The following is a 24,604-nucleotide window of genomic DNA, read 5'->3' on the forward strand; positions in this document are numbered from 1 at the left end:
GCGCAAGCCCACATGGTGCCAGAATCGAAGTCCGCACCGGCGTCCGCCGCCGCAACGTCATGGAGACTGTCGCAATGCCCAATTCCACAGGACTGTCCGGCGTATTCTCGCCGGTCCTCACGCCGTTCGACGCCCAGGGCCGCCCCAGCACCGAACGCTTCGTCAAGCATTGCCGCTGGCTGCGCGGGCAGGACGTGGGCCTGGCGGTGTTCGGCACCAACTCCGAAGCGAATTCCCTCACCGTCGGCGAAAAGCAGAAGCTGCTGGCCGCGCTGCTGGAAGCCGGCGTCGAGCCCTCCGCGCTGATGCCCGGCACCGGCGCGTGCGCGCTGCCCGATGCCATCGAACTCACCCGCACCGCCGTGCAGGCCGGCTGCGCCGGCGTGCTGGTGCTGCCGCCGTTCTACTACAAGGGCGTCAGCGATGAAGGCCTGTTCCGCTATTTCGCGGGCCTGATCGAAGGCGTGGCCGACGAGCGCCTGCGCATCTTCCTCTATCACATCCCGCCCGTGGCGCAGGTGCCCATCAGCCTGGACCTGATCGACCGCCTGCTCGACCGCTATCCCGGCATCGTGGCCGGCGTGAAGGACAGCTCGGGCGACTGGGCCAACACCTCCGCCATGCTGGAACGCCACGCCCCGCGCGGCTTCCAGGTCTTCGCAGGCAGCGAGGTCTTCCTGCTGCGCACCCTGCGCGGCGGCGGCGCCGGCTGCATCACCGCCACCGGCAACGTCAACCCCGGCCCCATCGTCGACCTGTTCAAGCACTGGCAGGACGCCGACGCCGACGACCGCCAGGCCGCCCTGGACACCACGCGCGGCATCTTCCAGCGCTACCCCATGATCCCCGCCATGAAGGCCGCCATCGCCTGGCAATCCGGCGACGCCGACTGGCGCCACGTCCGCGCCCCGCTGGTCGAACTGGAAAAAACCCAGGCCGACGCACTGTGCGCAGAACTGGAAAAATCGGGCTTCACCATGCCCGACGCGAAGTCGCTGGCTGCTTAATCCCACCACCACGCAGTACCAACATAAGCCCGATCCGGCGAAAGCCGGATCGGGCTTTTTCTCTCTCACACAACCGCGTTGCGACCCGTCGAATTGCGCAACTGCAAGCCGCAGGCTTACCGGAGAAGTCTCGCCCGCAGCGCGAAAGCGCGAGGACGAGACTTCGCAGGCAAGCCTGCGGCGTCAGAAGAACACAAACCGCCGCATGAAAATGAACCACCCCAAAACAACTCTCAACTAGTCACGCCAATGTTCCACGGAACAAACTCATGATCCCCCAACCCCAACTCCTCGCTGCGCGTCCTCCCCCCTGACGCCACTCGCAGGATCTCCGCGAAAATCTGCTCCCCCATCTCCGCCATCGTCGCCGTCCCGTCCAGCACCTGGCCGCAATTCACGTCCATGTCCTCGGTCAGCCGCTCGTACATCGGCGTATTGGTCGCCAGCTTGATCGACGGCACCGGCTTGGCGCCGAACATCGACCCTCGCCCCGTGGTGAAGCAGATGATGTTCGCCCCGCCCGCGATCTGTCCCGTCGCCGACACCGGATCGAATCCCGGCGTGTCCATGAACACGAACCCCGCCTGACGCACCGGCTCGGCGTAGCGATACACCTCCATCAGCCCGGTGGTGCCGCCCTTCATCGACGATCCCAGCGACTTCTCGAAGATGTTGGCCAGCCCGCCCATCTGGTTGCCGGGACTGACCTTGCCGTTGATCTGCACGTCGCGGCCCGGCGAGTACTCGTCCTTCCACCAGCGGATGCGGCTGACCAGCTTCTCGCCCACCTCGCGGCTTTGCGCGCGCGAGGTCAGCGTGTGCTCGACCCCGTAGATTTCGGGCGTCTCCGACAGGATGGCCGTGCCGCCATGGCGCACCAGGATGTCCATGGCCGCGCCCAACGCGGGGTTCGCCGTGATCGACGAGAACCCGTCCGATCCGCCGCACTGCAGGCCGATCTTCAGATGCCGCGCGGACACGGTTTCACGCCGCACGTCGTTCGCGGCGGGCAGCAGTTCGCGCACCGCGGCCACGCCGGCCTCGATGGTCTTGCGCGTGCCGCCCGTCTCCTGCATCACGAAGGTGCGGATGCGTTCGCCGGCCTGCAGGCCCTGGTCCTTCAGCAGCGCGTCCAGCTGGTTGCGCTCGCAGCCCAGGCCCACGATCAGCACGCCCGCGAAGTTGGCATGGCATGCGTAGCCGCCGATGGTCCGGCGCAGCAGGTCCATCGGCTCGCCCGACATCTCCATGCCGCAGCCCAGGCCATGGCTCAGCGCCACCACGCCGTCCACGTTGGGATACTGCTTCATCACCTCGGGCGTGAAGGCTTCGGCGATGCGGTGCACCACCGTGGCCGAACAGTTCACGGTCGACAGGATGCCCACGTAGTTGCGCGTGCCCACCTGGCCGTTGGCGCGCACGATGCCCTGGAACGTGGCCTGCCGGGCCTCTGGCAGCACGGGTGTCTCGACGTAATCGCGGCCATGCGCGTAATCGCGGTCGAACTCGCGGAACTCGGTATTGTGCGAGTGCACGTACGTGCCAGCCGGAATGTCGGCGGCGGCGAAGCCGATACAGACGTTGTATTTCAGGATGGGCTCGCCCAGGCGCAGGTCGCGCGCGGCGATCTTGTGGCCGGCCGGCACCTGGCTGCGCGACGTGAAGCCCTCGCTGGGCACGTCGGTGCCGATGCCCACCGGCACGCGCGCCACCACGATGTTGTCGGAGGGATGCAAACGGATGATGGGGCCGCTGGCCCGTTTTGCGGATTGATCGATCATGATGGCTACGGCCTGTTCATACGGAAAAAAGCCTCGCGCGAGCCGCACGGTGGCCTCGCGCAAGGCGGCTCGGTTCTCACTCGGGGCGGATGCCGAGGTCGCGGATGGTCGACGCCCAGCGCGGCACTTCCTGCTTGATGAAGGCCGAGAACTTGTCAGGATCGGTGCCGACCACGGTGAACCCCTGTTCGGCGAGCTTGTCGCGCGTGGCGTTGTCCTGCAGCGAGGTCTGCACCGCGCCGTACAGCTTGTCGACGACGGGCTTGGGCGTGCCGGCAGGCGCGAAGATGCCGTACCAGGTCAGCACCTCGAAGCCGTCGTAGCCCGACTCGGCCATGGTTGGCAGGTCGGCCGCCTTGGGATCGCGTTGCAGGCTCGTCACGGCCAGCGCGCGCAACTGCCCCGACTTCACGTAGGGCATGGCCACGGGCAGGTTGGCGAACATGAAGGGCACCTGGCCGCCCAGCACGTCGGTGATGGCGGGCGCCTCGCCCTTGTAGGGCACGTGCGTCACGGGCGTCTTCAGGCGATGCGAATACAGCTCTCCGGCGATGTGCTGCGGCCCGCCCTGGCCCGACGACGCGTAGGTCGTGCCGCCGTTGCCCGACTTGCGGATCTGCGCGTCCAGCTCGGCCACGGTCCTGGCCTGCACCAGCTTGGGATTGACCACCAGCACCAGCGGCATCGACACCATCATCGTCACCGGCGTGAAGTCTTTCGACGGATTGAAGGGCAGCTGCGGGTACAGCGAGGGCGCCACCAGCATGGTCGACTGCGAGCCCAGGAACAGCGAATAGCCGTCGGGCTTGGAACGCGCCACGTTGTCCGCCGCGATGGTGCCCGTGGCCCCGGGCCGGTTCTCGACCACCACCTGCTGGCCCAGCGCCTGCGACGCCCGCGCGCCGATCAGCCGCGCCACCACGTCGGCGCCGCCGCCGGGCGCGAAGCCCACCACCAGGCGCAGGGGACGGTCGGGGAAGGCGTCCTGGGCGCTTGCCTGCGCGGCAGCGCCCAGCGTGAGCGCCAGCGTACAGGAGGTGAGGGCGAGCCGGCCCAGCAGGGGCCGCAGCAGCGGGGTGAACATGGTTGTCTCCGGATTTTCTAGGTATGGATGTGCCGTCCGGGCGGCAGGGCAACCGGGACGGGCAGGCCTATTCTGGCCGCGCCGATACCCCGGTTCAAGTACGCTTGAGTAGGTTCAGACCATAAGATTTTTATGTTCTCAACCCTTGGGAAAGCGTGCGCGTCAGGAAGGCGTGCGGGCCGCCGTCACGATGATCTCCACCAGCAGGTCCGGCGACGCCAGCTTGGCCTCGCACGTGGCGCGCGTGGGCATCGCGTCCTTGGGCGCCCATTCGGCCCATACCGAATTCATGCCCGCGAAGTCGCGGTCGATGTCCTTCAGCCAGACCTGCACCTGCAGCATGCGCGACTTGTCGGTGCCGGCCTGCGCCAGATAGGTGTCGATCTTGGCCAACACGCCGCGCGTCTGCGCCTCGATGCCGCCGGGTTCGTTGGCGGTGACGCCCGCCACGTACACGGTGTCGCCGTGGATCACGATGCGGCTGAGTTTGGCGTTGGAATCCATGCGCACGATGTCGTTCATGCCGTACTGCTCCTGAAGATGAATGCGGTCACTGCGGACCGGAAGGATGACCGGTGCGCACGAAGCGCCCGATGCTGAAGGGTTCGATGGGCAGGCTGGCCGTGCCCTGCGTCACCAACTCGCACAGCAGGCGGCCGACGATGGGCCCGAGCTCGAAGCCATGAGCCGAGAAGCCGAAGGCATGGAAGGCGCGTTCGCGCCGCAGGCTGGGACCGATCACGGGAATCTCGTCGGGCATGCAGGCCTCGATGCCGGCCCAGCCGCGATTGACCACGGCGCCTTCCATGTGGGGAAACAGGTCGCACACCGTGCGCGCGCCTTCGCCCAGCGAGCGGAAGTCCAGCTCGGTCCACTCGGCTTCGCGGTCCACCCACGCGCGCCGGCCGCCGCCGATCAGCACGGTGCCGTTGCCGCGCTGCTTGAATGACAGCGGACGGCCGGTGCCGATCACCACGGGGTCCAGGAAGTGCGGCATGCGCAGCGTCACCAGCATCATGGGACTGATGGCCTGCAGGGGCACGGGCTCATCCCATTGCCCGGCCACGCGGTCGGCCCAGGCGCCCGCGCAGTTGAGCAGCGTGGGCGCCGTGTACGTGCCCGCGCTGGTCGTCACCGTCCACTGCGCGCCGTCGCGGCGCGTCTCGTGCACGCGCACGCCTTCCAGGAAGCGCGCGCCCAGGCTGGCGGCCTTGCGGCGAAACGCCAGCGTGGTGCGATAGGGATCGGCCGCCGCGTCGCCGCGGGCGATGACGCCACCCCGCACCGTGGGCGCGATGCGCGGGATCATCGCGCGCAGTTCATCGGCGCCGATCCATTCCTCGTGCGTGTAGCCGTGGGCATGCATGGCCTGCAGCCGCGCCGTCAGCGTGGCCACGTCCGCCTCGTTCTCGGCCACGCGCACCTGGCCGTGCTGTTCGAAGCCGCAGTCGTCATCGACGAGATCGCCGATGCGATACCAGAGCTCGCGCGACGCCAGCGCCAGCGGCACTTCGGCAAGATGTCGGCCCAGCGTGCGCACGCCGCCCGCGTTCACGCCCGAAGCATGGCGGCCGGCGTAGTTCTTCTCGATCACCAGCGCCGGGACGCCCGCGCGCGCCAGGTGCAGCGCGGCCGAGCTGCCGTGCAGCCCGCCGCCCACGATGATCACCTCGGCACTGTGCGAGTCGGCCATTATTTCTTCAGGCGCACCACCGCCTGCCGCGAGGCGTCGGTCTGCGGCAGCGTGGCCAGCTCGCCCAGCGTCAGCGGCTTGGTCGGGAAGCGCAGGCGGTAGTAGCCCACCTCGCTGACCGGCACGCCGCGTTCCTCGGCGATCAGCTCGCTGACGGTCAGGCCGCAGAAGCGGCCCTGGCACGGGCCCATGCCGCAACGCAGGAAGGCCTTCATCTGGTTGGGGCCCGAACAGCCCAGCGCCACGGTGTCGCGCACCTGCTGCGCGGTGACCTCCTCGCAGCGGCACACGATGGTGTCGCCGGTGGGACGCCGGTACGCGTCGGACGCCTTGTACAGCGTGTCGAAGAAGGCCCGGCCACGCACCGCGCGCGCCAATGCCTGGCGATGCGGCACGGCCTGCTGGTCGCGCTGCGCGGCCTTGATGCGGCCCAGCATCTTCACGGCATTCAGCGCCGCCAGGCGGCCGCGATGCTCGGCGGCCAGGGCCCCCGCGATGCCCGCGCCGTCGCCCGCGATGCCGATGTCGGGCACGGAGGTCGCGCCCCATTCGTCCACCTTGGGCTGCCAGCAGTCCAGCGCGGCGTTCCACTCGTGCTGCACGCCCACGGCGCGCGACAGGTTGACGTTGGGCACCACGCCCTGGTGCAGCATCAGCTGCTCGACGGGGCGCTCGTGCTGGCGGCCGCCCGCCGTGTAACGCACCGATTGCAGCTTGCCGTCACCCACTGCCTGCAACTCGCGCACGTCCCTCACGATGGGCACCGCCGCCCTCACCGCGCGCATCAGCTTCAGGCCCTTGCCCAGATACGGCGAACGCAGGAAGTCCCACGCATGCGGCAGCGCCTGCGCCACGCGGCCCGCCGGCATGGTCTCCAGCAAGGCGTCGATCTTCGCGCCGGCATTCAGGTATTGCCACGCCACCAGGTACAGCAGCGGACCGCAGCCGGCAAGAACCGTGGGCCCGCTGGGCACCAGGCCCGCCGACTTCAACAGGATCTGCGCGGCGCCCGCGGTGATCACGCCGGGCAGGGTCCAGCCCGGGATGGGAAAGGGGCGCTCCTGCGCGCCGGTGGCCAGCAGGATGTGTCGGGCCTGGACCATGCGGGCCTGTCCGTCCACGGAATACGCCACCTCGAAGCCCTTCTCGGGTGCCTCCGCCGTCATCCGCGACACGGCCCACACCGTGGCGCCGGGCTCGTAGCGCGCGCCGCTGGCGCGGAAGGGTTCGACCAGGCTGGCGCCGTGCCAGTAGTCCTCGCCCAGGATGCGCTTGTCCGCCACCGGCGTGGTGGTGATGGCGCGATAGATCTGGCCGCCGGGCGCGGGCTGCTCGTCCAGCAGCAGCGTGTCCACGCCCAGTTTCGCGGCCGTCGTGGCGGCGGCCAGGCCGGCGGGCCCGGCGCCGATCACCAGCAGCTCGCAACGCGACAGGTTCATCGGTTCGCCTTCGTGCCGTGCGCCCGGGTATGCGCCCATGGAGGAATCCGCCTGGTTCATGAGCGCACCTCGCGCGCGCCGCGCTGGCGCTCGATCTTCATGCCTTCGTGCACCGGCGTCATGCACGCCTGGCGGTTGGGCTGGCCGTCGATGGTGACCAGGCAGTCGTAGCAGACGCCCATCATGCAGTACGGGCCGCGCGGCACTTCACCCACCGCCGTGTCGCGGCAGTCGGCGTGGCCCGCGGCGAACAGGGCGGCGGCCACGCTGTCGCCCTGACGGCAGCCGAGCTCGGCACCGTCGACCGTGATGCGAACCGGCGTGCGGGCGGCCTGGTCCGCGGCCGCATCAAGCCTCTTGAACATGGAACCTCCGGGTGGAAAACGGCGCCATGTCGTCGGCCAGCGCGTCGGCGGCGATCATGGGAGCGAGTTTGAGCGCATGGGCCGCGGCCAGCGTGACGCCGCTGTGGCAGGTGGCCACAAACGCGCCCGGACAGGTCTCGGACTGCTCGTAAATGGGGAAGCCGTCGCGCGACATCACCCGCAGCGCGGCCCACGACCGCACCACGCGCACGTCGCGCAGCGCGGGCAGGGTGCGCACGGCACGGTCGGCCAGCGTGCCCAGCACGGGCAGGCCGGCGACCTCGTCGGCATAGCCGGCCTCTTCCTGCGAATCGCCGATGAGCCACGAACCCTCGTCCATCTGGCGCAGCGTGCTCAGCGGGAGTTTCAGCACGGGCCTGGTGCGTTCCAGCACGATGATCTGGCCGCGTTGCGGCCGCACCGGCAGGTCCAGGCCGATATGTCTGGCCAGCTCGGGATTGCCCAGGCCGCCGGCCAGCACGAGGCGGCGCGCGCGCAGCGTGCCCTGCGGCGTGTCGACGTGGAACACGCCGCCGTCGTCGCGACGGATGCCCGTGGCCTTGCGACGCGGCAGGTAATCGACGCGGTCGTGCGCGAAGGACGCATGCAGCGCGCGCAGCAGCTTCAGCGGATTGGCGATGCCGTCCACCGACGTCAGGCTGGCGCCGCGCACGTCGGGCCCGATGCCGGGCATGACGTCGGCCAGTTCCTTGCGGTCAAGCATCTTCCAGGCGTACTGCGGCATGCCGGGCTGCTGCTGCAGCTTGGTCATGAACTGCACGCGCGCGTCGAATTCCTCGTCCGACAGCACCGGATGCAGGCCGCCATTCTGTTCCAGGCGCACGTCCACGCCGGTCTTGTCCAGCAACTCGGCGGCCAGTTGCGGCCACAGCTCCGCGGAACTGATGGTCCAGGAACCATAGCGCGGCAAGCCCATTCCCTTGCTTTGCACCCATACCAGGCCGAAGTTGCCGCGCGAGGCGCGGAACGCCACGTCGCCTTCGTCCAGCACCGCCACGCGCTCGAGCGAGCGGCGCAGGCCATAGGCGATGGCCGATCCGACCAGGCCGCCGCCGATCACCACCGCATCGTGGACCCCGCCTTGCGGCGCCGCGCCCCCGGGCGGGGGCACCGTCTGCTGATTCATCAACGTCCCTTTCCGACAAACAGTTTTTCCAGGCCGATCGCGCGGTCCAGGATGAAAATCGCGATCGCCGTCGCGTAGATCAGCACCGCCGACACGGCCGTCACCAGCGGGTCGATGGTGTCCTCGATGTGCAGGAAAATGCGCACGGGCAGCGTGGTGGTCGACGGCGAGGCCAGGAAGATCGACATCGTCAGCTCGTCGAAGCTGGTGATGAAGGCGATCACCCAGCCGCTGATCACGCCCGGCAGCACCAGCGGCAGCACCACGCGCCGGAATGCCGTCCAGCCGGAGGCGCCCAACGACAGCGCGGCGCGCTCCAGCGCCGGGTCGATGCCCGTGGCCGAGGCCAGCACCAGCCGCAGCGCGTACGGCATGATGATGATGACGTGCGCCACCACCAGCCCGAAATACGTGCCAACCAGGCTGACGGTGGTGTAGAACTTCAGGAAGGCCAGGCCCAGCACCACGTGCGGGATCATCAGCGGCGACATGAAGAAGGCCAGCAGGGCCTCGCGGCCGCGGAAGCGGTTGCGCGCGATGGCCAGCGCGCCCGGCACCGCCAGCACGATGGCAAGGGTGGCCGACAGCGCGCCCAGCCCCAGGCTGAACCAGAACGCCTCGATGAAGCGCGGGTTGTCCAGGATGGCGCGGAACCAGCGCAGCGACAGGCCGCCGGAGGGCAGCGAGATGAAGCCTTCCGACGTGAACGCCACCGCGCACACCATCACGATGGGCGCCAGGATGAAGGCGATGAAGACCGCGTGGAACAGCAGGGCCAGCGGGCCGTTGCGGGAATTCATGTTGGCCTCGTTCAGTTGAAGACCGCGTTGTAGCGGCGCTCGACCATGCGGTTGGACGCCAGCAGCACCACCACGGTGGCCAGCAGCAGCAGCATCGCCAGGGCGGCGCCCAGCGGCCAGTCCAGCGTGTTGAGGAACTCGTCGTAGGCTGCCGTGGCCACCGTCTTCAATCGCCGGCCGCCGATGATGGCGGGCGTGGCGAACGCGCTGGCCGCCATGGCGAACACCATGATCGAGCCCGACAGGATGCCCGGCATCACCTGCGGCACGATCACGCGGCGGATCACCGTGAACTGGCTGGCGCCCAGCGACAGCGCGGCCGACTCGGTGGACGGGTTGACCCGCTGCAGCGAGGCCCACACCGCGATCACCATGAAGGGCACCAGCACGTGCGTCAGCGCGATGCCCACGCCGAGGTTGCTGTACATCAGGCTGACCGGCGACGAGATCAGGCCCAGCGCCAGCAGCGCCTTGCTGATCAGCCCCGTGGAGCCGAACAGCAGCGCCCAGCCCAGCGTGCGCACCACCACCGAGATCAGCAGCGGACCCAGCACCACCATCAGGAACAGGCCTTTCCAGGGGTTGGCCATGCGCGACAGCACGTAGGCCTCCGCCGTGCCCAATACCATGCAGGCCACGGTGACCGCGGCCGCCACGCCGAAGGTGCGCGCATAGATCTCGTAGTAGTAGCCGTCGGTGAGGATGGCGACGTAGTTCTTCAGCGTGACGGCTTCCTGGATGCCGCCATAGAAGTCGAAGTTGAAGAAGCTGATCAGGAACACCAGCGCCAGTGGCACGGCCAGGAAAGTGCCGTACACCACGATGGCGGGCGTGCTGAGCAGCCAGGGGTTGGCGCGTTCGCTCATTCCTATTCTCCGACCGGCCGCATGTCTTCCGCGCGCCAGCGCAGATGCACCGGGCTGCCTTCCTGCGGCACCGGCACGCCGTCGTTCTGGCGGATCACCAGCACGTCGCCCACCGAAGTCTCGACCTGGCACAGCCAGTGGTTGCCCTGGAACACGCGGGCCTTCAGCTTGCCCGGCAGGGCACAGGCCGAGGGCTCCGAGAACAGGATCTTCTCGGGACGCACGATGACCGGGCCGGCCGGCATGGGCACGCCGTCCAGCGCGACGCGCGCCTCGCCGATGCCCGCGCGCGCCTCGCCCTCGTGCTGCACCGGCTGCGGCGTGAACAGGTTGGCTTTGCCCAGGAAACCGCCCACGAAGCGGCTGACGGGCGCCTCGTAGGCCGAGAACGGATCGGCCACCTGCTCGGCGCGGCCCTGGTTCATCACCACGATGCGGTCGGACAGCGCCAGCGCTTCCGATTGGTCGTGCGTGACCAGGATGGTGGTGGTGCCCACCGTGCGCTGGATGCTGCGCAGCTCCAGCTGCATTTCCTCGCGCAGCTTGGCGTCCAGGTTTGACAGCGGTTCGTCCAGCAGCAGCACCGCCGGCTTGATGACCAGCGCGCGGGCCAGCGCCACGCGCTGCTGCTGCCCGCCGGACATGCGCGCCGGATGGCGGTCCGCCAGGTGCGACAGGCCCACCAGCTCCAGCGCCTGGCCCACGCGCTTGACGCGCTCGGCGCGCGGCACGTCGCGCATCTCCAGCCCGAAGGCCACGTTCTCGGCGGCCGTCATGTGCGGGAACAGCGCGTAGTTCTGGAACACCATGCCCAGGCCGCGCTTGTTGGCCGGGATGCGGCCCATGTCGCGGCCGTCGAGCACGATGCTGCCCGCGGTGGGTTCGACGAAGCCCGCGATCATCTGCAGGGTCGTCGTCTTGCCGCACCCGGACGGCCCCAGCAGCGAGACGAACTCGCCGCGATTCACGGACAGGCTGACCCCGTCCACGGCAACGACGTCGCCGTAGCGCTTGGTCAGCCCGTTCAACACCAGATAAGTCATGTCAGCGCTCGATCTCGCGCGTCCAGCGCTTGTTCCAGTCGTCCCGGTTCTGGTTGACCGTGTCCCAGTCGATGACGATCAGCTTGGCGGCGCGCTCGCCCATGGGCAGCGGCACGTTGGGGTCGTCCTTGGCCTGCGCCTTCTTGTTCACGGGGCCGTAGCCGTAGCTACTGGCCAGCTTGCTCTGCACCTCGGGCGACACCAGATAGCTGACGAAGGCCTGCGCCAGCGGGTTCGGATTCGGCTTGGCCACGGGGCAGGCCGACGACAGCAGCGCATACGCGCCCTCGCGCGGATACACGAAGCCCACCGGGAAGCCCGTATCGGCGAAGGACTTCACGCGGCCGCTGCCCCACACGCCGATGATGGCCTGGCCGCTGGAGAACAGCTCGGTCATCTTGCCGGGCGAGGGTTCGTACACCAGCACGTTCGGGCCGACCTGGTCCTTGAAGGTCTTGAAGCCGGGATCGATCTTCTTCTCGCCGCCGCCGCCTTCGCGCGCGTACTCCACCAGCGCGTGCAGGCCGTAGGTGTTGTTCAGCGGCGGGATCACCAGCTGCTGCTTGTACTTGGGGTCCTTCAGGTCGGCCCACGAGGTGGGCGCGGCCCACTTCTTCTCCTCGAAGACCTTCTTGTTGTACATGATGCCGGTGGCCACGATGCCGATGGCGACGGCCTTGTCTTCCTTGTACAGCGCCGTGCCATACATGTCGTCCTTGGGCAGGTTCTGGATGGGCGCGCAGAAGCCCAGCGCGATGGCCTGGTACATGGGGCCGTCGTCGATGATGGCCACGTCGACCTGCTGGTTGCTCTTCTGGGCCTGCAGGCGCGCCACGGTGTTGGTGGAATTGCCCGCCACGTAGTCCATCTCGACGCCATGCTGCTTGCCGAAGGCCGGGAAGATCTCCTTGCGCATGATGTCTTCGAACGATCCGCCGTAGCCGGCCACCACCAGCTTCTGCTGGGCATGCACCGCCGTCGACGCCAGGGCCGCCAGCGTGGCGGCGGCAAACACTGCAACAACCTTACCCATGATTGAACCCCCGATCTTTATTGGCCGTACAATTTGTCCGGACATGAATGTCCGAACAAATAATCGGACGTTCACGCTAAAGTCGTCAACATAGTGATGTCCCTTACTTCCCTACCGATTTCCCAGGAAAGCCCATGATCCGATCCGTGTCGCCCGAGCCCGCCGAGGAACCCGGCGCCACGTTCAGCGCCGGCACCGACACGCTCGCGGAAGATCCCCGCGCGCCCCGTTACAAGGCCATCTACCAGGACCTGGCGCGCGGCATCCGCTCCGGCCGCTACCCGGTGATGACGCTGCTGCCCACCGAGCACGAGCTGTGCGTGCAGTACGACGCCAGCCGGCATACCGTGCGCGAGGCCATCCGACTGCTGACCGAAGCCGGCATGGTGTCGCGCCGGCCTGGCGTGGGCACGCGCGTCGAGGCCGCCAAGTCGGCCACCCGCTACACCCAGCGCATCTCGCAACTGTCCGACCTGTTCCAGTACATCAAGAACGCCTCGCTGCGCGTGCACGACGTGCGCATGATCAAGGCCAACGCGCGGCAGGCCGACATGCTGGGCTGCCCGCATCGCCACCCCTGGCTGTACGTGCGCGCCATCAAGCTGCTGGGCGCCCGCGCCGCGCCCGTGGCGTTCTCCGAGGCCTACATCCATCCCGACTACGCCGCCATCGAGGCCGACATCGGCCGCGTGCACCTGCCCCTGTCCGGCCTGATCGAGACCCGCTACAGCCAGCGCGTCAGCGAAGTCGCGCAGGAATTCTCGGCCACGCCCATCGCCAAGGAAATCGCGGAACTGCTGAAGGTCGCGCCCAAGTCGGCGGGGCTGGTCATCACGCGCCGCTACTTCGGCGAGGACAGCACGCCCATGCTGGTCACGGTCACCACCTTTCCGCACAACAAGATGAAGTACTCGATGTCGCTGAAGGTGGACTGGCCGGAATAGGCGCCCGGTTCCCCGCGGGAGACCGGATCGCCGTTCCCGCGCAGGCCTATTGCGCGTAGGCCGCCGCGTGCTCCCGGGTGACCTTGCCGTCCAGCAGGTCGCGCTCCAGCCTGGCGCGCGGCCGTTCGGCCGGGCTGCCGTAGCCGCCGCCTCCGGGCGTCTCGATGCGCACGCTCTCGCCCGGCGCCAGCGGAATGTTAGCGGTCTTGGAGAACAGCACTTCTTCCTGCGGCGTGCCGAAGTTGCGCACCAGCCGCGCGCGCCGGCCGTCGCCGCCGCCCGCCACCCCGCTGGCCACGCCCACGACGTGGCTGTCCGAACGGGCCGAGAACACCACGCCGGGGCCGACCGCGCGGATCTGCTTGGCGATCGCCAGGCCGCCGCGCGTGCGGCCGGGGCCGCCCGAATCGGCGATCAGCGCGTACTCGTCCATCAGCAGCGGATACTCGTTCTCCAGCGCTTCCACCGGCAGATTGGACGTGTTGGTCATGTGCACGTGCACGCCGTCCATGCCGTCCGTGTCGTAGCGCGCGCCAGCGCCGCCGCCCAGGGTTTCCAGGTACACGAAGTCGCCCGCGCGGCTGGGCCAGCGGCCCGAGAACGTGATGGCCGGGCAGCAGTCATTGCCCGAGGCCATGATGCGCTCAGGCGGCAGCAGGCCGCGGAAGGCGCCGAAGATGGTGCCGGCCACCTTCTGCGCGGTGATCGAACGCGCGCCCACCGCGGCGGGCGCCTCGGGATTGGTGATGGTGCCCAGCGGCGCCGACACCGAGATCGGGTCGAACAGGCCCGCGTTGGGCGCCAGGTCCGGGTCCAGCAGCGCCTTCACGGCGTAGTACACGCACGCGCGCAGGGCGTTGAAGGGCAGGTTCATGGCGCCGCGCGCCTGCTTGCCCGTGCCCTCGAAGTCGAAATGCAGCGTACCGGCGGATACCGTCAGCGTCACCTGGATGGGCACCGGGTCGCCGCCCATGCCGTCGTCGTCCAGGTCGCTGCGAAAGGCATAGCTGCCTTCCTTCAGCTCGGCGATGCGGTTCTGCAGGCGGCGGCGCGTGTAGGTGATGACGTCGTCCACCGAGCGCAGCACGGCGTCCAGGCCCATCTGGCGGATCAGGCCCTGCACGGCGGCCGCGCCGCGGCGGTTGGTGGCCATCTGCACGCGCAGGTCCAGCACGCGCTCTTCCGGGTCGCGGGTGTTGGAAGAGATCAGGCGCAGCATGTCCTCGTCCACCTCGCCGTTGCGGCCGATGCGGCAGGCGGGGATGCGGATGCCTTCCTCGAAGATCGACTTCAGGCCGCCCGCGATCGAGCCGGGCACCGCGCCGCCCACGTCCGAGTGGTGCGCGATGTTGGCGGCGAAGAAGCGCAGCGTGCCTTCCCAGAACACCGGCGTGACGATGTTGATGTCGGGCAGGTGGCTGCCGTCGGCCAGGTAGGGGTCGTTGCAGATAAAGATGTCGCCGTCGCGGATGTCCTGGGGCTTGTAGGCGGCCAGGATGGCGCGCATGGCGCCGTCCAGCGAGCCCAGGTGCAGGGGAATCTGCGTGCCCTGCGCCACCAGTCGCCCGGCGGCGTCGAACAGCGCCACCGAGCAGTCCTTGCGCTCCTTGATGTTGGTCGAGAACGACGCGCGCACCAGCGTGTTGTTCATGTCCTCGGTAATCGACAACAGGCGGTTGCAGAACACCTCCATGCCGATCGGGTCCGCCAGGACCGGGGCTTCGAGCGTCTCAGCCATGCTGGCCTCCTTGCAGCAGAATGATCAGGTTTCCGTAGTCGTCCACGGTGACGTGCTGGCCGGGGCCGATCACCGTGGTCGAGCTCATTTCCTCCACCAGCGCCGGGCCGGTGAATTGCGTGCCGGCCGGCAGCAGGTCGCGGTCGTACACGGGCGATTCCAGCCAGCCCGCCGCGGCGCCGAAGTACGCGCGGCGCTCGCCCATGCGCGCCAGGGCCAGGCTGCCCTCCACGTGGCGCGGCGCAAGCGGCGCCTTGATGACCTGTCCCACCGCCTGCAGGCGGCAGTTGATGATCTGCACGCCGCGGTCGTCCACCGTGTAGCCGTACTCGCGTTCGTGCGCGTCGCCGAAGCGGCGCAGGAACTCCGCGCAGCCCTGCGCGGCGTCGTCCATCGCCACCTGCACCTCGAAGTTCTGGCCCTCGTAGCGCGCGTCGATGGCCATGCGCACCTGGCGCATGTCGGGCGCCACGCGCTCGGCCTCCAGCCAGTCCTGCGCCTGCTGGTCCAGCTCGGCGAAGACGGACTGCACGTGCGGCCAGTTGGCCTCGGACGCCAGCGAGATCTCGCTGCGCACGAAATCGAACGAGATGTCGCTGAGCAGGATGCCGCGCGCGCACATGGTGCCCGGCTCCTGCGGCACGATCACGCGCGGGATGCCGCACTCCTCGGCCACTTCCACCGCGTGCAGCGGGCCCGCGCCGCCGTAGGCGTACAGCGCGAAATCGCTCAGCGCGTAGCCTCGCTCGGTGGACACGGCGCGGATCGCGCGGCTCATGTTGGCCGCCGCGATGCGCAGGATGCCTTCGGCCGCGTCCTCCATCGTCAGGCCCAGCGGCTGGGCGACCTTCTGCTGGATCACGTTGCGCGCCGCCTCGGCATGCACCGCCATGCGGCCCTTCAGCAGCGACACGGGGTTCAGGCGCTGCAGCGCGATCTCGGCATCGGTGATGGTCGGTTCGGTGCCGCCGCGGCCGTAGCCCACCGGGCCCGGTACCGCGCCCGCGCTGTGCGGACCGACCTTCAGCGCGCCGGCATCGTCCATCCACGCGATGCTGCCGCCGCCCGCGCCGATAACGTGGATGTCGACCATCGGCGTCTTGACCGGATAGCCGGCCACGTGGCGATGCGAGGTGAACAGCGGCTGGCCGTCCACCACCAGCGACACGTCGGTGCTGGTGCCGCCCACGTCGAAGGTCACCAGGTTGGGACTGCCGATCACCCGGCCCACCGCGGCCGCGCCCACCACGCCGGCCGCCGGGCCGGACAGGCAGGTGCGCACCGGATAGCGGCGCACCGTGTTGATCGACATCAGGCCGCCGTTGGAATGGATGGTGTGCGGCTCGTGCGCGATGTCCAGTTCGCGGGTACGCGCCAGGAAGCGCTCCAGATAGCGTTCCATGCGCGGCCCCACCGCGGCGTTCAGCACGGTCGTGGACAGCCGCTCGTACTCGCGGAACTCGGGCAGCACCTCACTGGACATGCTGACGTACACCCCCGGCAGCTCCTCGGCCACGATCTCGGCGGCGCGCCGCTCGTGGCCGGGATTGCGGTAGGAATGCAGGAAGCAGATCGTCACCGCCTCGATCCCGCCGTCGGCGAAGACGCGCGCCGCGGCGCGCACCTGCGCCTCGTCCAGCTCGCGCAGCACCGTGCCCGAGGCGTCGACGCGCTCGTCGATCTCGATGCGGAACTGGCGCGGCACCGCCACGGGCGGCTTGCCCACGCTGTAGTCGTACAGGTGCGGACGCGTCTGGCGGCCGATCTCCAGCACGTCGCGGAACCCACGCGTGGTCAGCAGCCCCACGCGCGCGCCCTTGCGCTCGATGATCAGGTTGGTGGCCACCGTGGTGCCGTGCCCCACGTGCGAGACCTGGCTGGGCGACACCCCGTGGTCGGCCAGCAGGCCCGCGATGCCGTTCTGGATGGCCTCGGAAGGATCGTGCGGGGTCGAGGGCACCTTGTGGAAGTGCACCTGCCCGCTGCCCTCGTCGATCATCGTGAAGTCGGTGAACGTGCCCCCGACGTCTATGCCTATGCGATACATGCGTGCGTCATCCTATGTTGTGTGGGCGGCCCGCGCCGCGCTCAGTCCAGCTTGATGCCGGCCTGCTTGACCACCTGGCACCACTTGGCCACTTCGGTCTTGATCATGTCGCTGAAGGCCGGGCCCGCCACGTTGGACACTTCCGCGCCCTGGGCCTCCAGGTATGGCTTCATCTCGGGGCCGTGCAGCACCGCCACCAGCGCGTCGGTCAGCGGCTTGCGGATGTCCTCCGGCAGCCTGGCAGGCGCCAGCATGCCGAACCACACCATGGCCTCGTAGCCCGGGTAGCCCGACTCGGCCACCGTGGGCACGTCGGGCAGCATGGCCGAGCGCTTGTCGGAGGTGACGGCCAGCGCCTTGATCTTGCCGTCCTTCACATAGGGGTAGGACGTCATCACCACGTCCATCATCATGTTGACCTGGCCGCCGACCAGGTCGATCAGCGCCGGGCCCGAGCCGCGATACGGCACGTGCACCATCGACACGCCGGCCGTGCTCTTGAACAGCTCGGCCGCCAGGTGGTTCGACGTGCCCTGGCCGTTGGAGGCGAACGAATATTTTTCGGGCTCTTTCTTCAGCAGCGCCACGAACTGCTGCAGGTTGTCGGCCGGCACCGACTTGTTCACCACCAGCACATTGGGGATGGTGGCCACCACCGACAGCGGCGTGAAATCCTTGATCGGGTCGTAGGGCAGCTTCGAATACACACACGCCGCGCTGCCGTGCGTGCTGACCGAGCCCATCAGGATGGTGTAGCCGTCGGCCGGCTGGCGGGCCACGTACTCGGTGCCCACGGTGCCCCCGGCGCCCGGCCGGTTCTCCACGATGACGTTGGCATTGAGCTTCTTGCCCAGGCCCTCGGCCACCTTGCGCGCGATCAGGTCGGTCGACCCGCCCGCGGCGAACGGCACGACGATGCGCACCACCTTGTCCTGCGGCCATGCGGCCAATGCCGGCGCCGATGTCGCCAACGCGAAAACCGCGGCCGCCATCCGGCATGCCGAGACGAAACGTCCAGCTGTCATGTATTACCCCTTGTGTCGTTAGAACTTCTTCGGTCGCCGGTCGTGCGCCGGCATGTGTTCACTGCAACAACAAGGCCATACTAGGCTTGTGCAAGAAGAGACAGCAGCGTTTCTTGTTTATAGTGACATCAACGGCATTTATGGAGCCCGGCGATGAAGCATCCAGACCTGAACCTGCTGCTGCATTTCGAGGCGCTGATGAGCTGCCGCAGCCTGACCCGCGCGGCCGAGCAGCTGGGCGTCAGCCAGCCCGCCATGAGCGCCGCGATGAACCGCCTGCGCCGCCTGTTCAACGATCCGCTGCTGGTGCGCGAGGGTGGCACGTGGCAGCCCACCGAGCAGGCCCACGAACTGCATCGCCGCTTCCGGCCCCTGCTGGAGGAATGGCGGCGCGCCACGCGCGAACTGGACGCCTTCGATCCGGCGCATTCGTCGCGCGCGCTGTCGCTGTACGCCACCGACTACGTGCAGTTCACCTTGCTGCCGCGCCTGCTGCCCGACCTGGCGCGCGACGCGCCGCATTTCCAGCTGCGCATCGTGCCGGCGCGCCCGCAGCACGGCCTGAGCATGCTGGATACCAACCATGTGGAATTGATCGCGGGCTACTTCCCCGAGCCGTCGCCCGACCTGCGCACGCGCTTCCTGTACGACGAACCCGCGGTATGCGTGGTGCGCGAGGGCCATCCCGCCTTGCGCAAGCGCTGGAACCTGGATGCCTACCTGAAGTACGGCCACCTGGACCTGGCGGCGCACACGCGCTTCTTCAGCAACGCGGTGGACCGCGTGCTGCTGGGCCAGAACCGCAGCCGCCACATCGTGGCCACGCTGTCCAGCTACCTGGTCTGTCCGTTCGTCATCGCCGCGTCGGACCTGATCGCGACCATGCCGGCCAGCATTGCCAAGACCATGGCCGCGGCCACCAGGACGGTGACGCTGAAAGTGCCGATCGGCCTACCGAACATCGCCGTGTCGCTGTACTGGCACGAGCGGTATCAGGACGATGCGGGGCATGCGTGGCTGCGGCAGTACATCGCCGATCGGGTGACGCTGTAGGGCTTACTCCGGATACGTACCCGGCACCAGGATGCTGCGGTCCACCTGCGACAGGTTCTTGCGGCCGCACAGCGCCATGGTGACGTCCATTTCCCGGTACAGGATCTCGAGCACGCGCCTGACGCCGGCCTGCCCGTAGGCGCCCAGGCCATACAAAAAGGCGCGGCCGATCATGGTGCCGCGCGCGCCCAGCGCCACGGCCTTCAGCACGTCCTGGCCGGAACGGATGCCGCCGTCCATCCAGACTTCCATGCGCGAACCGGCGGCATCGACGATGGACGGCAGCACGCTGATGGACGACTGCGCGCCGTCGAGCTGGCGGCCGCCGTGGTTGCTGACGATGAGCGCATCGGCACCGCTCTCGGCGGCCAGCCGCGCGTCCTCGGCGTCCAGGATGCCCTTGAGGATGAGCTTGCCGCCCCAGCGCTTCTTGATCCACTCGACGTCGGCCCAGCTCAGTCGCGGGTCGAACTGCTCGGCGGTCCAGGCCGACAGCGAGGACAGGTCGGTGACGCTCTTGGCGTGGCCGACGATGTTGCCGAAGGTGCGGCGCGGCGTGCCCAGCATGTTCATGCACCAGCGCGGCTTGGTGGCCAGGTTGAGCATGTTGCGCAGCGTGGGCTTGGGCGGCGCCGACAGGCCGTTCTTGATGTCCTTGTGGCGCTGGCCCAGGATCTGCAGGTCGAGCGTGAGCACCAGCGCCGAGCAGTTGGCCGCCTTGGCGCGGTCGATCAGGTTGTCGATGAACTCGCGGTCGCGCATCACGTAGAGCTGGAACCAGAAGGGCTTCTGCGTGTACTTTGCAACGTCTTCGATGGAGCAGATGCTCATCGTGGACAGCGTGAACGGCACGCCGAAGTCGGCCGCGGCCTTGGCGGCCAGCATCTCGCCGTCGGCATGCTGCATGCCGGTCAGGCCGGTGGGCGCCAGCGCCACGGGCATGATGGCGTCCTGGCCTGCCATGGTGGTGGCCAGCGAACGGCCTTCCATGTCGACCGCCACGCGCTGGCGCAGCTTGATCTTGTGGAAGTCGGCCTCGTTGGCGCGGTAGGTGCCTTCGGTCCAGGCGCCGGAGTCGGCGTAGTCGTAGAACATGCGCGGCACGCGGCGCTTGGCGATGATCCGCAGGTCTTCGATGGTGGTGATGGTGGAGAGGTTCTGGCTCATGTTCTTGGGATCGTGATGGCCATATGTGGCGAATCGCCAAATATCGTGGATGAAACGCGAATACCGTGCCGCGCCCCCTTGCGCAGGCGTCGCCAGTATACGCCCGACCCTTCGGACCGGTCTGACCAGTCCCTATAATCAGACTCATGGCGGCCGCACCGCCGCATCCGCAGGATAAGGACAGAATCATGCAACACGCCCCCCTCGAAACCGTGCTGGTCACCATCCGGGGCAAGGTCCAGGGCGTCGGCTATCGCCACGCCACGGTACGGCGCGCCCACATGCTGGGCGTGACCGGCTGGGTACAGAACCTGGAGGACGGCACCGTCGAGGCGCTGGTGCAGGGCACGCCCGACCAGGTCGACCACATGCTGGAATGGCTGCGCCGCGGGCCGCCCGCGGCCGTGGTCACCGACCTGGAAACCCAGCGCGACTTCGGCGAGAAGCGCTACGGGCGTTTCGAGCAGCTGTAGGCGGCGCCGGCCCGCGCGGGCCTTGCCGCGGCCGCTGGCAGGCCTTGCGGCCCGCGCCCGTCATAACGTCGGCGCCTGCTTCCAGAACTGCGTCTCGCGTTCGAACGCGTGCGCCATCTGCAGCACGCTCCATTCGTCGCGGTAGCGGCCCACGATCTGCAGGCCCACCGGCAGCCCCGCCGGCGTGAAGCCGCACGGCACCGAGATGGCGGGATGGCCCGTCAGCGACACGTAGTAGGCCGAGCGCATCCAGTCGATGTAGTTCAGCATCGGCATGTTGTCGATGGCCAGCGGGTATTCCTCGTCCACCAGGAACGGCGTCACCTGGCTGACGGGACCGATGATGAAGTCGTAGCGCTGCATGAAGGCATGCATGCGCTCGAACAGCGCGGCGCGTTCGCGTTCGGCGTGCACCAGGCGCTCGGCAGGCTGCGACCAGCCCAGCTCGGTGTTCCAGATCACCGTCTGCTTCACCTTGTCGTGGTACTTGCGCACCGTGTCGCCCTGGCCGATGGCGAACTGCTGCGCGCGCAGGGCCTGGAAGGCGCCGTCCGCGTCGCCGAAATCGGGGCAGGCCTCTTCCACCGAGCATCCCAGCCGCGCGAACACTTCCAGCTGCGCTTTCAGCGCCTGCACCACGGCGGGCTCGACCGGCAGCCCGTCCCAGTCCATCGTCACCGCCACGCGCACGCCGCGGAAATCGCGCTCCAGCGGATCGAGAAAGCGTCGCGGATCCTGTTCGATGGCCAGCGGATCGCGCGCATCGGGTCCGGACAGCGCCGCCAGCATCAGCGCCACGTCGCCCACCGTGCGGGCCATGGGGCCCGCCACGGTCAGCGTGCTGTACGGCGCCGCCGTGGGCACGTTGGGCACGCGGCCGGGCGAGGGCCGCAGGCCCACCACGTTGCAGAAGCTTGCGGGATTGCGCAGCGAGCCGCCCATGTCCGTGCCGTCGGCCAGGGGCAGCATGCGCGTGGCCAGCGCCGCGGCCGCGCCCCCGCTGCTGCCGCCCGGGGTGCGCTTGCGGTCGTACGGGTTGCGCGTGGCGCCGAACACCGTGTTGAACGTGTGCGAGCCCGCCCCGAATTCCGGCAGGTTGGTCTTGCCCAGCGTGATGGCCCCGGCCGCGCGCTGGCGCTCGACCGGCAGGCTGTCGCGCGTGGGCACGAAGTCGCGGAACACCGGCGAGCCGTAGGTGGTGCGCATGCCGGCCGTCAGGAAGCTGTCCTTGTGCGCCACCGGCAGGCCGTGCAAGAGGCCCAGCGGCTTGCCCTCGGCCTGCGCCTGGTCAGCCAGCGCGGCCTGCTTCAGAGCACCTTCCGCGTCCAGCGTGACGATGGCGTTGACCTTCGGGTTCCACTGCTCGATGCGGGCCAGGTGCGCCTGCACGACCTCGCGCGCGCTGAGGTGGCCCGCGGCGATCTCGGCGCGCATCTGCAACGCGGTCATCTCGCAGATCGAGGTGGAATCCATGGGCAAATCTCCTTGTTGCGTTACGGCGGACAGCGGCTTTCGAGCGCACTCACTATACGCCGGGTCTATGCGTCGGACCCGCCATGCGCGGCGGGCCCGGCCGCGCCTGTGCAGGCCGCGCCCCGCGCGCATTCCAGCAGGTAGTCGATCATGGTGGCGATGGCGCGCGGATGATGCCGGTTGGGCATGTACAGCATGAACATGCTGCGGCCGTAGATGCTCAGCCGCCATTCTGGCAGCACGCGGATCATGTCGCCGCGCGCCAGGTCTTCCCGCACCACGTAGTCGGGCAGCAGGCCGAGGCCCAACCCTTCCAGGATGGCATGGCGCAGGAAGGGATAGTCGCGCGACCCCACCGCGGGCGCCTCCAGCGTGACCTGGTGCTTGCGATCCTGCGCGTCGTAGGCCGACAGCCGCGTGGGCCGCCCGATCACGGCGGCATACAGCAGCGGCGCCTCGCGCAGGTCGTCGGGATGCCGCGGCAGCGCATGGCGGGCGGCGTAGTCGCGCGACACGCAGGCGTAGTAGCGGATCGTGCCCAGTTCGCGCGCCACCAGCAGGGGCGGCGGCTCGGACATGATGCGCACGGCGATGTCGACCTCGTCGCGCACCAGGTCGTCCACGCTGTTGTTGAACAACACGTCAAGCAGGATGCCCGGATAGCGCCGCTTGAAGGCCATCAGCCACGGCGCCATCACGAAATGCCCGTAGCCGCTGGGCACGCTCAGGCGGACGCGGCCTTGCAGCGTGTTGCCCAGCGTCTGCACCGATTCGCGCGCAGCCGTCAGCTCGTCCTGGATGCTGCGGCCATGGCGATACAGCTTCAGCCCCAGCTCGGTAGGCTCGACACGTCGCGTGGTGCGGCGCACCAACTGCATGCCGACCGAACGCTCCAGCTGGCTCAGGTGATAGCTGACGTTGGCACGCGTCATCTTCAGGCGACGCGCGGCTTCGCTCAGGTTGCCGGCATCGAGGATCTCGACCAGCAGGGTCAACGACTTCAGGTCCATGGGCTTGCTGCTGCGCAGCGTACGCGTTCAGTGTCAAAACTTCCTGGACAGATTGTCAATGGAAAGAGGGATTGTCAAGGAAGGCTTGCTGACGAAGAATCTGTCGATACGACGAACGCCGGCCCACGACCGGCTCGACACGGAGACACGCCGCGATGCCGGCCCCTTGCCCGCGCAAGCCGCGCCTCGCGCGCTTCCCACGCCACGGAATCCCTTCATGGACCTGACCTTCAGCCCCGAGGAACTGGCCTTTCGCGACGACGTGCGCGATTTCCTGCGCCAGCGCCTCTCCCCCGAACTGGCCGCCAAGGTGCGCGCCGGCAAGCACCTGAGCAAGGCCGAGATGGAAGGCTGGCACGCCGAGCTGCACGCGCGCGGCTGGCTGGCCAGCCACTGGCCCGTGGAATACGGCGGCACCGGCTGGAGCGCCGCGCAGAAATACCTGTTCGATCACGAAAGCGCCCTGGCCGGCGCGCCCCGCATCGTGCCCTTCGGCGTCAGCATGCTGGGACCCGTGCTGATCAAGTACGGCAACGAGGCGCAGAAACGCCATTGGCTGCCGCGCATCCTGGATGGCTCGGACTGGTGGTGCCAGGGCTATTCCGAACCCGGCGCGGGCTCGGACCTGGCCTCGCTGCAGACACGCGCCGTGCGCGATGGCGACGACTACATCGTCAACGGCCAGAAGACCTGGACCACGCTGGGCCAGCACGCCAACATGATCTTCTGCCTGGTGCGCACCGCCAGCGAGGGCCGGCCGCAGGAGGGCATCAGCTTCCTGCTGATCGACATGAATTCGCCGGGCATCGAGCTGCGGCCCATCCGCACGCTGGACGGCGACCACGAGGTCAACGAAGTCTTCTTTTCCGACGTGCGCGTGCCGGCGCACAACCTGGTGGGCGAGGAGAACCGCGGCTGGACCTGCGCCAAATACCTGCTGACCTACGAGCGCACCAACATTGCCGGCGTGGGCCTGTCGTATGCCGCGCTGGCCGAGCTGAAAGCGGCCGCGTCCAAGGCCGTGCGCAACGGCCGGCCGCTGACCGAAGACCCGCTGTATGCCGCGCGCCTGGCTCGCGTCGAGATCGACCTGGACAACATGCGCACCACCAATCTGCGCGTGATCGCGGCCTCAGAGCACGGCACGCCCGGCGCCGAGAGCTCGATGCTGAAGATACGCGGCACGCAGATCCGGCAGGAGATCTCGTCGCTGATGCGCCGCGCCGCCGGCCCGCATGGCCGGGCGCACGATCCGCGCATGCTGGAGGCGGGCGACGCGCTGGGCTTCGGGCCGCCGGGCACCGAGGGCTCGGCCGCGCGCTACTTCAACCTGCGCAAGCTGTCGATCTTCGGCGGCTCCAACGAGATCCAGCGCAACATCATCTCGAAAATGATCCTGGGACTATAGGGCGCACA

General features: G+C 68.5%; 22 protein-coding genes. 5 read left to right on the top strand and 17 right to left on the bottom strand.

Annotated elements, in window-relative coordinates; translation table 11 throughout:
* Window positions 1-74 precede the first annotated feature (74 nt).
* The gene (locus FS845_RS15750; RefSeq protein WP_144636971.1) at window positions 75-1,007 is read left to right on the top strand and encodes a dihydrodipicolinate synthase family protein; all 933 of its coding nucleotides are present in this window, start codon (window positions 75-77) and stop codon (window positions 1,005-1,007) included.
* Between the two features lie 233 nt (window positions 1,008-1,240).
* Here FS845_RS15750 and FS845_RS15755 read toward each other — a convergent pair whose 3' ends face one another.
* The 11 genes from FS845_RS15755 to FS845_RS15805 form a co-directional block, all read right to left on the bottom strand.
* The gene (locus FS845_RS15755; protein ID WP_144636973.1) at window positions 1,241-2,788 is read right to left on the bottom strand and encodes a UxaA family hydrolase; all 1,548 of its coding nucleotides are present in this window, start codon (window positions 2,786-2,788) and stop codon (window positions 1,241-1,243) included.
* A gap of 76 nt (window positions 2,789-2,864) precedes the next feature.
* Window positions 2,865-3,872 (bottom strand): Bug family tripartite tricarboxylate transporter substrate binding protein, encoded by a 1,008-nt coding sequence (locus tag FS845_RS15760; RefSeq protein ID WP_144636975.1) that lies wholly within the window; start codon window positions 3,870-3,872, stop codon window positions 2,865-2,867.
* A gap of 162 nt (window positions 3,873-4,034) precedes the next feature.
* The gene (locus FS845_RS15765) at window positions 4,035-4,394 is read right to left on the bottom strand and encodes a RidA family protein (RefSeq protein WP_144636977.1); all 360 of its coding nucleotides are present in this window, start codon (window positions 4,392-4,394) and stop codon (window positions 4,035-4,037) included.
* A 28-nt stretch (window positions 4,395-4,422) separates the two neighbouring features.
* Complete coding sequence (locus FS845_RS15770) at window positions 4,423-5,565, bottom strand: NAD(P)/FAD-dependent oxidoreductase (protein WP_144636979.1); 1,143 nt, start codon at window positions 5,563-5,565, stop codon at window positions 4,423-4,425.
* Window positions 5,565-7,043, bottom strand: coding sequence for an NAD(P)/FAD-dependent oxidoreductase (locus FS845_RS15775; RefSeq protein ID WP_260986302.1), 1,479 nt, complete (start codon window positions 7,041-7,043; stop codon window positions 5,565-5,567). The genes FS845_RS15770 and FS845_RS15775 overlap by 1 nt, the downstream gene beginning before the upstream one ends.
* 17 nt (window positions 7,044-7,060) lie before the next feature.
* A complete protein-coding gene (locus tag FS845_RS15780; RefSeq protein ID WP_144636981.1) occupies window positions 7,061-7,369 on the bottom strand; it encodes a (2Fe-2S)-binding protein in 309 nt (102 codons plus the stop codon).
* On the bottom strand, window positions 7,353-8,516 hold the full coding sequence (locus FS845_RS15785; RefSeq protein ID WP_144636983.1) for an NAD(P)/FAD-dependent oxidoreductase: 1,164 nt from the start codon (window positions 8,514-8,516) through the stop codon (window positions 7,353-7,355). The genes FS845_RS15780 and FS845_RS15785 overlap by 17 nt, the downstream gene beginning before the upstream one ends.
* Window positions 8,516-9,316, bottom strand: coding sequence for an ABC transporter permease (locus FS845_RS15790; protein ID WP_144636985.1), 801 nt, complete (start codon window positions 9,314-9,316; stop codon window positions 8,516-8,518). The genes FS845_RS15785 and FS845_RS15790 overlap by 1 nt, the downstream gene beginning before the upstream one ends.
* Before the next feature lie 11 nt (window positions 9,317-9,327).
* Window positions 9,328-10,182 carry an ABC transporter permease gene (locus tag FS845_RS15795; protein WP_144636987.1) on the bottom strand — a complete coding sequence of 285 codons (855 nt, stop codon included), beginning with the start codon at window positions 10,180-10,182 and terminating at the stop codon, window positions 9,328-9,330.
* A 2-nt stretch (window positions 10,183-10,184) separates the two neighbouring features.
* On the bottom strand, window positions 10,185-11,225 hold the full coding sequence (locus FS845_RS15800) for an ABC transporter ATP-binding protein (protein ID WP_144636989.1): 1,041 nt from the start codon (window positions 11,223-11,225) through the stop codon (window positions 10,185-10,187).
* A 1-nt stretch (window position 11,226) separates the two neighbouring features.
* The gene (locus FS845_RS15805; RefSeq protein ID WP_144636992.1) at window positions 11,227-12,258 is read right to left on the bottom strand and encodes an ABC transporter substrate-binding protein; all 1,032 of its coding nucleotides are present in this window, start codon (window positions 12,256-12,258) and stop codon (window positions 11,227-11,229) included.
* A gap of 134 nt (window positions 12,259-12,392) precedes the next feature.
* Between FS845_RS15805 and FS845_RS15810 the strand changes: the two genes are divergently transcribed.
* Window positions 12,393-13,202, top strand: a complete 810-nt coding sequence (locus FS845_RS15810) for a GntR family transcriptional regulator (RefSeq protein ID WP_144636994.1) — start codon at window positions 12,393-12,395, stop codon at window positions 13,200-13,202.
* Window positions 13,203-13,248: 46 nt separating this feature from the next.
* Here the strand turns inward: FS845_RS15810 and FS845_RS15815 are convergent, their stop codons facing one another.
* Genes FS845_RS15815 through FS845_RS15825 form a run of 3 tightly spaced genes read right to left on the bottom strand, consistent with a single transcriptional unit; the run spans window position 13,249 to window position 17,937 of the window.
* Entirely contained in the window at window positions 13,249-14,940 is a 1,692-nt protein-coding gene (locus tag FS845_RS15815; RefSeq protein ID WP_144636996.1) for a hydantoinase B/oxoprolinase family protein, read from the bottom strand.
* Window positions 14,933-16,987, bottom strand: coding sequence for a hydantoinase/oxoprolinase family protein (locus tag FS845_RS15820; protein WP_144636998.1), 2,055 nt, complete (start codon window positions 16,985-16,987; stop codon window positions 14,933-14,935). The genes FS845_RS15815 and FS845_RS15820 overlap by 8 nt, the downstream gene beginning before the upstream one ends.
* A gap of 41 nt (window positions 16,988-17,028) precedes the next feature.
* Window positions 17,029-17,937, bottom strand: coding sequence for a Bug family tripartite tricarboxylate transporter substrate binding protein (locus FS845_RS15825; RefSeq protein WP_260986303.1), 909 nt, complete (start codon window positions 17,935-17,937; stop codon window positions 17,029-17,031).
* 228 nt (window positions 17,938-18,165) lie between these two features.
* On the opposite strand from FS845_RS15825, the gene FS845_RS15830 reads away from it, so the two are divergent.
* Window positions 18,166-19,065, top strand: coding sequence for a LysR family transcriptional regulator (locus tag FS845_RS15830; RefSeq protein WP_186332304.1), 900 nt, complete (start codon window positions 18,166-18,168; stop codon window positions 19,063-19,065).
* Window positions 19,066-19,068: 3 nt separating this feature from the next.
* Here the strand turns inward: FS845_RS15830 and FS845_RS15835 are convergent, their stop codons facing one another.
* The gene (locus FS845_RS15835; RefSeq protein WP_144637002.1) at window positions 19,069-20,232 is read right to left on the bottom strand and encodes an alpha-hydroxy acid oxidase; all 1,164 of its coding nucleotides are present in this window, start codon (window positions 20,230-20,232) and stop codon (window positions 19,069-19,071) included.
* A 188-nt stretch (window positions 20,233-20,420) separates the two neighbouring features.
* Between FS845_RS15835 and FS845_RS15840 the strand changes: the two genes are divergently transcribed.
* Window positions 20,421-20,705, top strand: coding sequence for an acylphosphatase (locus tag FS845_RS15840; RefSeq protein WP_144637004.1), 285 nt, complete (start codon window positions 20,421-20,423; stop codon window positions 20,703-20,705).
* A 60-nt stretch (window positions 20,706-20,765) separates the two neighbouring features.
* On the opposite strand, the gene FS845_RS15845 is transcribed toward FS845_RS15840, so the two are convergent.
* The gene (locus FS845_RS15845) at window positions 20,766-22,178 is read right to left on the bottom strand and encodes an amidase (protein ID WP_144637006.1); all 1,413 of its coding nucleotides are present in this window, start codon (window positions 22,176-22,178) and stop codon (window positions 20,766-20,768) included.
* Between the two features lie 65 nt (window positions 22,179-22,243).
* Window positions 22,244-23,188: a LysR family transcriptional regulator gene (locus FS845_RS15850; RefSeq protein WP_144637008.1), complete on the bottom strand. Its 945-nt coding sequence runs from the start codon at window positions 23,186-23,188 to the stop codon at window positions 22,244-22,246.
* Between the two features lie 217 nt (window positions 23,189-23,405).
* Here FS845_RS15850 and FS845_RS15855 point away from each other — a divergent pair, with 217 nt between their 5' ends.
* Window positions 23,406-24,596 (top strand): acyl-CoA dehydrogenase family protein, encoded by a 1,191-nt coding sequence (locus FS845_RS15855; protein WP_144637010.1) that lies wholly within the window; start codon window positions 23,406-23,408, stop codon window positions 24,594-24,596.
* Window positions 24,597-24,604 lie beyond the last annotated feature (8 nt).

This window comes from Bordetella genomosp. 13, from assembly GCF_007679965.1.
Lineage (GTDB): Bacteria > Pseudomonadota > Gammaproteobacteria > Burkholderiales > Burkholderiaceae_B > Bordetella.